11 protein-coding genes are annotated in these 12636 nt (G+C 73.0%); 6 read left to right on the top strand and 5 right to left on the bottom strand.

The genetic code is table 11. The annotated features are described in order from the left end of the window. Positions 1-86: 86 nt before the first annotated feature. The 5 genes from AB0G14_RS02935 (at position 87) to AB0G14_RS02955 (ending at position 5225) form a co-directional block, all read left to right on the top strand. Entirely contained in the window at positions 87-686 is a 600-nt protein-coding gene (locus AB0G14_RS02935) for a heme-copper oxidase subunit III (RefSeq protein WP_357693113.1), read from the top strand. A gap of 72 nt (positions 687-758) precedes the next feature. Beyond that, entirely contained in the window at positions 759-1592 is an 834-nt protein-coding gene (locus tag AB0G14_RS02940; RefSeq protein ID WP_357693115.1) for a cytochrome c, read from the top strand. Positions 1593-1659: 67 nt separating this feature from the next. Next, positions 1660-2748, top strand: coding sequence for a Rieske 2Fe-2S domain-containing protein (locus AB0G14_RS02945; protein ID WP_357693117.1), 1089 nt, complete (start codon positions 1660-1662; stop codon positions 2746-2748). After that, positions 2745-4370 (top strand): cytochrome bc complex cytochrome b subunit, encoded by a 1626-nt coding sequence (locus AB0G14_RS02950; RefSeq protein WP_357693119.1) that lies wholly within the window; start codon positions 2745-2747, stop codon positions 4368-4370. The genes AB0G14_RS02945 and AB0G14_RS02950 overlap by 4 nt, the downstream gene beginning before the upstream one ends. 177 nt (positions 4371-4547) lie before the next feature. Further along, a complete protein-coding gene (locus AB0G14_RS02955; RefSeq protein ID WP_357693121.1) occupies positions 4548-5225 on the top strand; it encodes a DUF4142 domain-containing protein in 678 nt (225 codons plus the stop codon). A gap of 81 nt (positions 5226-5306) precedes the next feature. On the opposite strand, the gene AB0G14_RS02960 is transcribed toward AB0G14_RS02955, so the two are convergent. The 5 genes from AB0G14_RS02960 to AB0G14_RS02980 form a co-directional block, all read right to left on the bottom strand. Then, positions 5307-5594, bottom strand: a complete 288-nt coding sequence (locus AB0G14_RS02960; protein ID WP_357693123.1) for an Lrp/AsnC ligand binding domain-containing protein — start codon at positions 5592-5594, stop codon at positions 5307-5309. A 36-nt stretch (positions 5595-5630) separates the two neighbouring features. Beyond that, positions 5631-6479 carry a sugar phosphate nucleotidyltransferase gene (locus AB0G14_RS02965; RefSeq protein ID WP_357693344.1) on the bottom strand — a complete coding sequence of 283 codons (849 nt, stop codon included), beginning with the start codon at positions 6477-6479 and terminating at the stop codon, positions 5631-5633. A 113-nt stretch (positions 6480-6592) separates the two neighbouring features. After that, positions 6593-7135: an NUDIX domain-containing protein gene (locus AB0G14_RS02970; RefSeq protein ID WP_357693125.1), complete on the bottom strand. Its 543-nt coding sequence runs from the start codon at positions 7133-7135 to the stop codon at positions 6593-6595. A 55-nt stretch (positions 7136-7190) separates the two neighbouring features. Beyond that, positions 7191-8978, bottom strand: coding sequence for an HD domain-containing protein (locus tag AB0G14_RS02975; RefSeq protein ID WP_357693346.1), 1788 nt, complete (start codon positions 8976-8978; stop codon positions 7191-7193). A gap of 129 nt (positions 8979-9107) precedes the next feature. Next, positions 9108-10862 carry a DEDD exonuclease domain-containing protein gene (locus tag AB0G14_RS02980; RefSeq protein ID WP_357693127.1) on the bottom strand — a complete coding sequence of 585 codons (1755 nt, stop codon included), beginning with the start codon at positions 10860-10862 and terminating at the stop codon, positions 9108-9110. Between the two features lie 127 nt (positions 10863-10989). On the opposite strand from AB0G14_RS02980, the gene AB0G14_RS02985 reads away from it, so the two are divergent. Further along, the gene (locus AB0G14_RS02985; protein WP_357693129.1) at positions 10990-12561 is read left to right on the top strand and encodes an NYN domain-containing protein; all 1572 of its coding nucleotides are present in this window, start codon (positions 10990-10992) and stop codon (positions 12559-12561) included. The last annotated feature ends 75 nt before the right edge of the window (positions 12562-12636 follow it).

The following is a 12636-nucleotide window of genomic DNA, read 5'->3' on the forward strand; positions in this document are numbered from 1 at the left end:
AACCGGACGACCCCGATCGGGCTGCCGATGCCACCGGTTTGCCACCCCGCTGATCGCCGGCCCCGGTCAAGGGCAATAATGACCGCGTGACTGCGGCCCCAGCCATTGACAAGAGCCGGATCCACTCCCTGACCCGACCCAACATGGTCAGCGTCGGGACGATCGTGTGGCTCTCCAGTGAACTCATGTTCTTCGCGGCGCTGTTCGCGATGTACTTCTCCATCCGCGCGGCGGCGCCGGAGCAGTGGGCGAAGCACACCGAGGTACTCAACATCCCGTACGCGACCACCTTCACGGTGATCCTGGTGTTGTCGTCGGTGACCTGCCAGCTCGGTGTGTTCGCCGCCGAGAAGGGTGACGTCCACGCCCTGCGGCGCTGGTTCACGATCACCTTCGTGATGGGCCTGATCTTCGTGCTCGGTCAGGTCAACGAGTACCGCGAGCTGGTGCACGAGGGCATCAAGATCAACTCGGACGGGTACGGGTCGATGTTCTACCTGACCACCGGGTTCCACGGTCTGCACGTGACCGGCGGTCTGATCGCCTTCATCATCTTCATGATCCGCACGACCATGGGCCGGTTCACGCCGGCGCAGGCCACGTCGGCGATCGTCGTGTCCTACTACTGGCACTTCGTCGACGTCGTGTGGATCGGGCTCTACGCCATGATCTACTGGCTTCAGTGATCTTGGCGCGTCACGAACCGCGCCGCTGCTCCGTCCCCTGAGACAAGGTCCAACCGGTTAAGGACACAGGTCATGACTTCTGACAACGACCGCCGACGCGGTCTGCTCGCGCGGCTGCGCGAGCGGCCCGCGGCGCGCAGCAGGGGCCGCCGCCGGCTGGGTGCCGCGGTCCGGCTGTTCGCCGCGCTGATGCTGGCCGGCGGCGCCTACACCGTCTTCGCCCCCGGCGTGCAGGCGCAGGACGCCCCGCTCACCGGCGCCGCCGCGGAGGGCAAGGCGCTGTTCGACGTGAGCTGTGTGACCTGTCACGGTCGCAACGCCCAGGGCGTCGAGGGCCGTGGGCCGAGCCTGATCGGCGTCGGCGCGGCCTCGGTCGAGTTCCAGGTCAGCTCCGGCCGGATGCCGATGGCCCGCCAGGAGGCCCAGGCGCAGCGCAAGCCGGAGCTGTTCACCGACGAGGAGATCCGCCAGCTCGCGCAGTACGTGCAGGAGCTCGGCGGCGGCCCGGTCCTGCCCGACGGCGAGAACCTCCACTCCGACGGCAACATCGCCGCCGGCGGTGAGCTGTTCCGGATCAACTGCTCGCAGTGCCACGCCTTCGGCGGTGGCGGCGGCGCCCTGTCCTCCGGCAAGTACGCCCCGAGCCTGCGCCCGGCCAGCGACCGGCAGATCTACGCCGCGATGCTGAGCGGCCCGCAGAACATGCCGGTCTTCGGCGACAACCAGATCTCCCCGGAGCAGAAGGCGGACATCATCGCCTACATCCAGGAGACGCTGAAGCACGACCAGGACCCGGGTGGCTTCAACCTCGGTCGGTACGGGCCGTCCACCGAGGGCTTGGCGATCTTCCTGGTCGGCATCGTCGCGCTCGTCTTCGCGAGCCTGTGGATCGCGGGCAAGTCGTGACCGGGCGGATCATCCGATTCAGTGCTGTGGTGCCGGGGTCCGGCACCGCCCGTAGCGAGGTGACGGCATGACCACGCACACCGAGCACCAGGCCCAGCAGGGCCGGGAACCGCTCGACGTGACGACCCCCGGGCTCAGCCAGTTCGACATCGTCCGCGAGGGCGCGCGCCGGGACGACATCGAGATCGTCCACTACGAGCCGCAGGTCGTCCCGGGCAGCAAGGCCGAGCGCCGGCTGACCCGCACCGTCGCGTCGTTCTTCCTGCTGACCGGGCTGGCGGCGACCGCCTTCCTGGTGGTCTACATCTGGTGGCCGTGGGAGTACGCTCCCGGCCGCGGCGGCGACACGTGGTACACCCCGCTGCTCGGCGCCACCCTCGGCGTGGCCCTGCTCGGCGTCGGCTTCGGCATCCTGACCTGGGGCAAGAAGCTGCTGCCCAAGGAGGTCTCGATCCAGGACCGGCACGAGGGCGCCGTCAGCGAGGACGACCGGATCATCACCGGCCAGACCATGCTCTACATGGCCGACGAGCTGGGCGTGAAGCGCCGGCCGCTGCTCGGCATCTCGCTGCTGGCCGGTCTCGCGCCGGTCGGCGCGGTGGTCGCCGCGCCCCTGGTCGGTGGCCTGATCTCCCAGCCGCACAAGAACAACCAGATGTTCACCACCGGGTTCGCCCCGACCGAGGGCGGCGGCAAGGTCCGGCTGGTCCGCGAGGACGGCCGTCCGGTCCGCCCGGCGGACGTCAGCACCGGCGGCCAGATCACGGTCTTCCCCGGCATCGACCACGGCGTGAGCAACCTGCACGCCGACTCGCCGACCCTGCTGATCCACCTGCGGGACAGCGACGCGCAGGAGTCGCGCCGGGCCAACGAGCGGGTCGGGCACGGCGACTACATGTGGGGCAACTACGCCGCCTACTCGAAGATCTGCACGCACGCCGGCTGCCCGGCGAGCCTGTACGAGCAGCAGACCAACCGTCTGCTCTGCCCGTGCCACCAGTCGCAGTTCCTGATCACCGACAACGCCCGGCCCATCTTCGGTCCGGCCAGCCGGCGACTGCCGCAGTTGCCGATCGAGGTGGACTCCGAGGGCTACTTCGTGGCCAAGTCCGACTACACCGAGACCGTCGGGCCCGACTTCTGGGAGCGGCCGTGAAGCGGCGCAAGTTTGACATGGCAGCTGTGCCGGGCAACGCCGCCCGGGGAGTGGACGACCGCTTCCAGGTGGCCACCCCGCTGCGCCGGCTGCTGAACAAGGTCTTCCCGGACCACTGGTCCTTCCTGCTCGGCGAGATCGCGCTCTTCTCGTTCATCGTCCTGCTGCTGACCGGTGTCTTCCTGACCTTCTTCTTCGAGCCGGCGATGACCGAGGTGGTCTACAACGGCAGCTACGCCCCGCTGCGGGGCACGCCGATGTCGGCCGCGTACGCCTCCAGCCTGGACATCTCGTTCGACGTCCGCGGTGGCCTGATCATGCGGCAGATGCACCACTGGTCGGCGCTGCTGTTCATGGCCGCGATCGTGGTGCACATGCTCCGGGTCTTCTTCACCGGCGCGTTCCGCAAGCCGCGTGAGACGAACTGGATCATCGGCTCGCTGCTGTTCTGGGTCGGCTTCCTGGCCGGCTTCACCGGCTACTCGCTGCCGGACGACGGCCTCTCCGGCACCGGCCTGCGGATCGCCTCGGCGATCATGCTCTCCATCCCGGTGATCGGCTCCTGGGTCACCTCGTCGATCTTCGGCGGGGAGTTCCCCGGCACCATCATCATCAGCCGGTTCTACATCGCCCACGTGCTGCTCATCCCGGGTCTGCTGGTCGCGCTGATCAGCGTCCACCTGGGCCTGGTCTTCAAGCAGAAGCACACCCAGTGGCCCGGCCCCGGCCGGACCAACGGCAACGTGGTCGGCGAGCGGATGTTCCCCCGCTACGCGATCAAGCAGGGCGGCTTCTTCATGGTCGTCTTCGGCGTGATCGCGCTGATGGGCGGTCTGTTCCAGATCAACCCGATCTGGCTGTTCGGCCCGTACGAGGCGTGGGTGGTCTCGGCCGCCAGCCAGCCCGACTGGTACGTCATGTTCCTCGACGGCTCGACCCGCCTGATGCCGGCCTGGGAGATCAACATCCCGATCGGCGACGGGTACGTGATCCCGCCGCTGTTCTGGCCGACGGTGGTGCTGCCGGGCATCCTGGTGGGGATCTCCACGCTGTACCCGTTCCTGGAGGCCCGGCGCCTCAAGGACACCCGCAGCCACAACCTGCTCCAGCGGCCCCGGGACGTGCCGGCGCGCACCGCGGCGGGCGCCATGGCCATCGCGTTCTTCATCGTGCTGACCCTCTCCGGCGCCAACGACGTCATCGCCGACAAGTTCATGATCAGCCTGAACGCGATGACCTGGGCCGGCCGGATCGGCCTGCTGGTGCTCCCGCCGCTGGCGTACTACTTCACCTACCGGATCTGCCTCGGTCTGCAGCAGCACGACCGGGAGGTGCTCGCCCACGGTGTCGAGACCGGCATCATCCGGCGACTGCCCGACGGCCGGTTCGAAGAGGTGCACCAGCCGCTCAGCGCGGGGGACCACGACGGCCACGGCGGGCTCGAGTACGCCGGCTGGGTCGTGCCGAAGAAGATGAACCGGCTCGGGGCCCTCGGCCCGGCCATCCGGGGCTTCTTCTACCCGATCGAGAAGCCGGCCGAGGCGCCGGTCTCGCCGGGCCACCCGCCGGTCGAGCCGCGGCCCGACCGGGAGCAGGTCGGCAGCGGCGAGAGCCGTCGCTGACCTCGCGACACCCGACGTGGCGTCCACCGGAGTCCTCCGGTGGGCGCCACGTCCGTTTCCGCCCCTCCCACGGTTCCGCGCGTGGCGTGTCGTCCGTCGCCCCCGGGGCGGGGATCGCAGGAATAACCCCGGTCAGCCGGGTATCCGTGCGGTCCAACGTCTCGAGGGGGAGGAAGCATGTTGGGTATCAAACGCCTCGGCCTGCTGGCCGCGCTGGTGCTGGTGGGAATCGCGCCGGCAGCGGCGGCGCAGGCCGCGGTGCAGCCGTCGCAGCAGGACACCCAGTACCTGCAGGCCATGCACCAGGTGAATCTGTTCGAGATCACCGCGGGTGACCTGGCCCAGCAGAAGGGCCAGAACCAGGGGGTCAAGGACCTGGGTGCCCGGTTCAAGACGGACCACACGCAGCTCGACCAGACGGTCCAGCAGACCGCGTCCCAGCTCGGGGTGCAGTTGCCGGCCGAGCCCACCGCGGACCAGCAGTCCGTCCTCGACCAGCTCAACAACGCCAGCGGCGAGGAGTTCGACCGGCTCTGGGTGACCAGCGAGCTGGCCGGCCACGTCCAGGCCATCCAGGCCACCCAGACGGAGATCTCGCAGGGCTCCGACCAGACGGTGGTCCAGCTGGCCCAGACCGCCCTGCCGACGCTGCAGGCGCACTACGACGCGCTGGTCCAGCTCGCCGAGCAGCTGGGCATCCCGGTTCCGCAGGCCAGCGGCACCGCCACGCCGAGCCCGGGCGGCACGACCCCGGCTCCGGGCGGCACCACCGAGACCCCGGCTCCGGGCGGCACCACCGAGTCGCCGGCTCCGGGCGGCACCACCACCGAGACGCCGGCTCCCACGCAGAGCTGACGTCGCCGTACCACGACGGCCGGTCCACCATTGGGTGGACCGGCCGTCACGCGCCCGTGCCGGCCCGGCCGGCGTCCGTGGTCAGTCGGCGTTCGCGAGCCCGATCGCGAACGCCTCCTCCAGGTCGTGCTGGGAGTACGCCCGGAACGCGATGTGCGACTCGGTGTTCAGCACCCCCGGCACCTTGGAGATGCTGCCGGCGATCACCTTGGCGATCTGGTCGAACTCCCGGACCCGGACGATGGCGATCAGGTCGACGTGGCCGGCCACCGAGTAGACCTCGCTGACGCCGGGGAGGGCGGCCAGGGCCTCGGCCACCTCGGGGATGGAGTCGGTGGCGCAGTCGATCAGCACGATCGCGGTGATCACGGGGCATTTCTCCGTTCGTCGGCGTCGTCGCCCATGCTAGATGTTCCCCGGGCCCCGGGACGGGGGTGTGGCGGGGACGGTGAGGGTGGCGCCCGCGCGGATCGCGTCGCGCAGGCGCTCGCCGGGGCCCACGGTGGCGCCCGGCCAGACGACGGCACGCTCCACGTCGCCCTGGACGACCGCGTCGGCGCCGACCACCGCCGCCCGGCAGCGGCCGGTCACCGTGGCCGTGGGCGCCACCAGGCTGCCGCCGCCGGCCGCGTGCAGGTTGGCCGCCAGGTAGTCGGCCGGGGTGCCGGTGTCGTAGAACGTGCCGGAATAGGGCACGACGGTCAGCGCGCCGGCCGCCTCCGCCGGGCGCCAGACCGCCCGGACGAGGTCGCCGAACCCGACCGGCAGCTCCCGCACCAGCCGCCACGGCAGCAGCGAGAAGCCGGTGAACACGTGGCCGTCGAAGGTGCCCGGCGCCCGCGGGTCGGCGGCGGGCTGGCCGAGCAGGCGTACGGAGTCGCCGTCCCAGCCGCGCAGCAGCGCGGCGATGTCCGGCCCCGCGGGTCGCTCGGGGTCGGCGAGGTAGGCGTCGGCGTTGCCGACCAGCACCCCGCGCCCGGCGATCCAGTCCCGCAGGTTGGCCACCCCGCCGGCGGTGCCGAGCGGCGCGCCCGGCTCGACCGACAGGTGGGCGCGGTCCCCGACGTGCGCGACGACCTGCGCGCCGAGGTAGCAGGCGTTGACCGCGACCCGGGCCGGCCCGACCAGGCCGAGCCCGGCCAGCCGGTCCAGCGCCCGGTCCAGCAGCGGCACGTTGCCCACCGGGCAGAGCGCCTTCGGCAGCCGCTCGGTCAGCGGCCGCAGCCGGGTGCCCTCGCCGGCGGCGAGCACCACCGCGCAGACGTCGACCGGGACGGTGGCGGGGGCGTAGGCCCGGTCGGCGGTGGTGGCCGCGCCGCGGTCGGCCGGGACGGTGGTGGCGGCCGCTCGGCCGGCCCGGTCGGCGTTCACGGCCGCGCGTCGGGCACCGGGGGCGGGAACTGTCCGGCCAGCGGCCCGATGTCGTAGTACGCGAGCAGCCGGGCGGTCGGCCAGGTCAGCTTGGGTAGGTCGTCCAGCGGGTGCCAGGCGGCCTCGAAGACCTCGGCGCCGTCGACCTTCAGCTCGGTGGTCGACGCCGGCACCTCGGCGGTGAACACCACGTCCACCCAGCCCTTGGCGTGCACGATCGCGTTGGGGACGGCGGGGCTCAGCTGGCGGGGGGAGAGCCGGATGCCGGACTCCTCGTACAACTCCCGGGCGGCTCCCACCACCGGTGCCTCGCCCTTCTGCAACAGGCCGGCGGGCAGCCCCCAGCCCCGGCCGGGCGGCTGGCGCAGCAGCAGCAGCCGCCCCGCCCCCTCGGCCTCGGCGTCGCGGACGAGGGTGACCGCGCCGACGATGTACTTCGGTACGGCCAGCCGGACCAGGCGGCGGCGCACCGGCAGCGGCAGCCGGTAGAAGACCTGGTAGGCGACGGCCCGGCCGGTGGCGCGCGAGCGGGGGATCATGGCTCCAGGCTAGTGGCCCCGAGGAACGTTCGGACGACCCGGGCCCGACGGGCGGTCACTGCCGGTGGTCCACCAGGTCGATGAGTTGGCGTACGACCGTGTCCGGCTCGATGACCCGGTCGAAGACCGCGACCAGCAGCGTCTCCAGGTCGGGGTAGCCCAGCTCCTCCGACAGCCGCAGCAGCGGCAGGTCGCTGGCCAGCCCGCGGTCGTGCTTGCGCAGCGCCAGCCCGATGGTGGCCCGGCCGAGGCGGACCTTGTCGGTGATGGAGATGCCCGGCTCGGTGTGCTCGGCGAACCACCGGCTGATCTGCATCTGCGCGTGCGGCGACTTGACGAAGCCGAGCCACTCCCGGCGCGGGCCGCGGGGGGCGACGTCGGCGTCGAAGCCGTTCGCCGCGTCGGTCTCGGTGAAGATCTCCACCACGTCGCCCTCCTCGAGCGCGGAGGAGAGCGGGGCCAGCCGGCCGTTGATCCGCGCCGCCAGGCAGTGGTCGCCACGCTCGGTGCCCAGCTCGTACGCGAGGTCGACCGGGGTCGCCCCGGCCGGCAGCACGACCTGCCGCCCGTCGGCGAAGACCTGGATCTGGGTCTCGGCGAGGTCGCAGCGCAGCGACTCGAGGAACTGTGCCGGGTCGGCCGCGTCCTGCTCCCAGTCGAGCACCCGGCGCAGCCAGTCGAGCTGCTCCGCGCAGGCGGCCGTGCCGCCCGGCCGGGGGAAGCGGAAGTCGGCGGCGACGCCGTACTCGGCCGAGCGGTGCATCTCCTCGGTGCGGATCAGCACCTCCACGGTGCGCTCCCTCGGCCCGCAGACGCTGGTGTGCAGGGAGCGGTAGAGGTTGTTCTTCGGGGAGGCGATGAAGTCCTTGAAGCGGCCGGGGACCGGCCGCCACAGGCCGTGGACCGCGCCCAGCGCCGCGTAGCAGTCGGTGGCCGGGCCGTCCACCACGATCGCGATGCGGGGCAGGTCGTAGGGGGCGGCGTGGCCGCCGGCCACGGTGTCCTTCCAGATCGAGTAGAGGTGCCGGGGGCGGGCGGTCACCTCGGCGTCGACCCGGTTCCGGCGCAGCGCCGACTTCGCCCGGGCGACCACCTCGTCGAGGTACGCGTCCCAGCCCGGCCGGTCGTGGACGTGCCGGGCGATGCGGGCGTGCTCCTCCGGCTCCAGGTGCAGCAGCACCACGTCGTCGAGCTCCCGCTTGAGCAACTGGATGCCCAGCCGGTCGCAGAGCGGGACCAGCACCTCCTGCGTCTTGCGGGCGATCCGCTCCCGGGACGCGGCGGACCGGACGCCCAGGGTGCGCATGTTGTGCAGCCGGTCGGCCAGCTTGATGATCAGGACCCGGACGTCCTTGCCGGCCGCGATGATCATCTTGCGGATCGTCTCGGCCTCGGCGGCCTTGCCGTAGAACGCCTTGTCGAACTTGGTCACCCCGTCGACCAGGTGCGCCACCTCCCGCCCGAAGTCCTCCGCGAGAGCCTGGAGCGTGTAGCGCGTGTCCTCCACGGTGTCGTGCAGCAGCGCGGCGACCAGGGTGGTGGCGTCCATGCCGATCTCGGCGCAGATCTGGGCCACCGCCAGCGGGTGGGTGATGTAGGGCTCGCCGCTCTTGCGGAACTGCCCGCGGTGCATGTTCTCCGCGATGGTGTAGGCCCGACGCAGCACGGAGGGCTCGGTGCCCGGGTGGATCGTCCGATGGGTCCGGACGAGGTGGTTGACCGGGTCGGTATCGGCGGTGGGCCAGCTCAGCAGCGACCGGAGCCGGCGGGCCAGCGGCAGCTCGCCCGGTTGGGTCGGAAGGGCGCCCCCCAGGGCGGCGCCGCGTCCGGCGTCGACGTCCACGTGGGACACCTCCTCACCCCGGCCCCACGGCCGCCGGGACCCGGCAACCGGGAGCAGGCCCACGAAACGGGCAGGACTGCACTTCTCTAACAGCCTAAGCGAGTCGACGTCGTCCGATCGGTCACTTGGTCATGAGCGTTCGGTCGAGAGTTGATGGGACGCGGCGCTCTCGGCCTTGCTCAACAGGTCGCGGAAGCGCGCCGCGCCAGCCACCGGGGAAGCCCATCCGGAGGACATCTCGACCAGCCGGGTCTCGGGTCGTTCCAACCAGGACAGGATGCGTTCGGTCTCCTCCGCGGAGGCGTGCGGGACCGGGCCGTGGCCGGGCGGCACCGTCTCGGCGGTCGCCCGGATCGCGGCGATCGTCGGTCGAGGGTGGACGCCGGGCGGCGACACCCCCGCCCCGGCCAGCCGGCCGTGCCGCACGAGAGCCAGCTCCCAGCCGCCCCGGGCCGCCGGGCGGGCCGCGGCCAACTCGGCGATCCCGGTCAGCGCGGACAGCCGCTGCATCCGCACCGTCGCCCGCAGCACCGCGGCCAGCCGCGAACGCACCACCGCCGCCTCCTCGTAGCGCTGGTCGCGGGAGAGCACCTCGATCCGGGCCAGCAGCGCGTCGACCACCGGCTGCGGGTCGCTGGCGGTCGCGGTGCGGAACGGCGCGACGGCGCGGACGTCGTACTCCTCCGGGGTGATCCGGTGCTCGCAGGGCGCCGGGCAGCGGCCCAGCTCGGCCAGCGCGCAGGCCGGCGTGACCGTGCGCAGCGAGAGTCGGTGGGTGCACTGCCGCAGCGGCACGGCGTCGTGGAAGCCGGCGGCGGCCAGCTCCGCCGCCCGGCGGGAGCTGAACGGGCCGAGGTAGCCGGCGTCGCCGGGGGCGATGCCCCGAACCACCGAGAGCCGGGGGTAGGGACCGTCGGTCAGCTTGAGCCAGACCGCCCGCTCCGGAAACTTCGACCGCCGGTTGTACGGCGGCGCGTGCGCCCCGATCAGCCGCAGCTCGCGGACCTCCGCCTCCAGCGAGTGGGCGCACTCGACCGCCTCCACCCGCTCGGCCGCGGCGAGCATCTCGGAGATCCGGGCCCGCTTCTCGGCGGCGGTGAAGTAGCTGCGCACCCGGGTGGCGATGTCGCCGGAGGTGCCGACGTAGAGCGGCCGGTCGTCGGCGGCCCGGAAGATGTAGACCCCAGGTGCCTTGGGCAGCCCCTCCGCCAGGTGCCGTTTGCGCCGCTGGGTCGGGGTGACCGCCCGGGCGAACTCGATGGCGTCGCCGATCGTGTCGACCCGGTGCCCGCCGAGCCGGGCGATCAACCCGTGCAGCACGTCGACGGTGGCCCTGGCGTCGTCGAGCGCCCGGTGGGTCGGCTGGGTGGCGGTGCGGAAGTAGGCCGCGAGCGTGCCGAGCTTGCGGTTGGGCACCTCGTCGCGGGTCAGCACCCGGCGGGCCAGCGCGGCGGTGTCGAGCACCCGGGGATTGGGCCAGCGGTAGCCGTGCTTCGCGCACGCGGCCTTCAGGAAGCCGACGTCGTAGGGGGCGTTGTGGGCGACCAGCACGGCGTCGGAGACGAACTCGAGGAAGCTCGGCAGCACCTGCTCGATCGGCGGGGCCGGGACCAGCATGGCCTGCGTGATGCCGGTGAGCACCGTGATGAACGGTGGGATGGGCACGCCCGGGTTGACCAGGGTGGCCAGCACGCCCAGCTCCTCGCCGCCGCGCACCTTCACCGCGCCGATCTCGGTGATCCCGCCGCCGTCCGGCGCGCCGCCGGTGGTCTCCAGGTCGACCACCACGAACGTCGTCGCGTACAGCGGCAGCGCGGGATCGATCCCGCCCGCGCCCGGGTCGAAGCCGGCCAGCGGCTCCTGGACGTACTCCGTCTGTGCCATCGGCGGCACGCTAGCGTCCCGGTCCGACACTCCCGTCCCACCGGCACCAGCCGTCACCACCGGTCTAGGATGAGAGATCGGCTCACTCACCGGGCGGTGGGCCCGGTCGCGGTGGGAGACTTGCCACATGCCCCTCACCGAGCCGCACGACGACCGCCTCCCGCAGGAGGAGCCGGTCGACACCGTGCGCGACGCCGGTGGGCTCGGCCCCGACGGGGGCGGTCTGCCCGCGGCGGTCGAGCCGGGGCCTGGGCCGGCCGGTGTCGAGCCCGGTCGCGAGGCGGCCGAGGGGGTCGTCGCCGACGGCCCGGCGGACGACGGGTCCACGCCCGAGGGATCGGCGCCCAAGGGATCGGCGCCCAAGGGATCGGCGGACGACGGGTCCACGCCCGAGCCGGAGCCAGTGCTGCCCGAGCCGGTCCGCCAGCGGATCGTGGCGCTCACCGCCGCCGTGCTGCCCGGGCTGCCCGCCGACGAGGTGCCGGTGCCGCTGCGCCGGGTCGCCAAGTTCGCCCCCAACCGCCGGGCCCGGCTCGGCGCCCCGGCGATCGCCGCCCAGCTCACCGGGGATCCGCTGTTCCGGCAGCGGATCACCGCGCGGGTGCTCGCCGACACCGGCGACCTGGGTGCGGCGGTGCTCGAGGGCACCGCGCCCGCCGCCGCCGACCCGGTCGAGGTGGCCGCGCTGGCCTACCTGGCCCGGCCCCGGGGGTGGCGGGAGCTGATCGAGGCCAGCGGCGCGGCGGTGCGCGCGGAGGCCGACAGCGCGGTCGTCGCCGAGCTGGTCCGCGAGGCCGAGCAGCGGGCCACCCGCGCCGAGCACGACCGGGCGGTGGCCCGGGTGGAGGCGGAGAAGCTCCGCGACGAGCTGGCCCGGGTGCGCGAGGAGCTGGGGCAGCTGCGCGAGGAGAGCCGGCAGCTGGGCCGGTCGCTGCGCGAGACGCAGGCCCGCGAGCGCAAGGCCAACGAGCTGCTGGCCACCGAGCGGGGCCGGGCCGCCCGGGCGGCGGCGGACGCCGACGCCGAGCTGCGCCGGGTCCGGGCCCGGCTGGCCGAGGCGGAGGCGACGGCCGGGGTCGCCCGGGCCAGCGCCAAGGAGGCCCGGTCGGTGGACGACGCCCGACTGTGGCTGCTGCTGGAGACCATCGGGCAGGCAGCCGTCGGGCTGCGCCGCGAGCTGGCGCTGGACCCGGTCGACAAGCTGCCCGCCGACTTCGTCGCCGACGCCTTCGCCGACCAGACCGCCGCCCCGGCGGCCGGCGCCGCCACCCGCGCCCGCGACACCGACGACCCGGCCCGCCTCGACCAGTTGCTGGCGCTGCCCCGGGCGCACCTTGTCGTCGACGGCTACAACGTCACCAAGCGCGGCTTCGGCGAGATGTCGCTGGAGCAGCAGCGCAAGCGGCTGATCACCGGCCTGGGCGGGATCGCCGCGCAGACCGGCGACGAGGTCACCGTGGTCTTCGACGGCGCGGAACGCATGCACGGGCTGCCCCCGTCGCCGCGCGGGGTCCGGGTGCTCTTCTCCCGCAAGGGCGAGACCGCCGACGAGCTGATCCGGCGCCTGGTCCGCGCCGAGCCGCCGGGCCGGCCGGTGGTGGTGGTCTCCTCCGACCGCGAGGTCGCCGACGGCGTACGCCGGCACGGCGCGTACCCGCTCGGGGCCGACTCGCTGCTGCGCCGGCTCGCCCGGTCCTGATCGGGGTGCTTGATCGCATTCCGGCCGTCCGCGACCCCGTTGTCCCTTTCTGTCGTACCCCGCGCCTAGCGTCGC

The organism is Micromonospora sp. NPDC023814, from assembly GCF_040639595.1.
Classification (GTDB): domain Bacteria; phylum Actinomycetota; class Actinomycetes; order Mycobacteriales; family Micromonosporaceae; genus Micromonospora.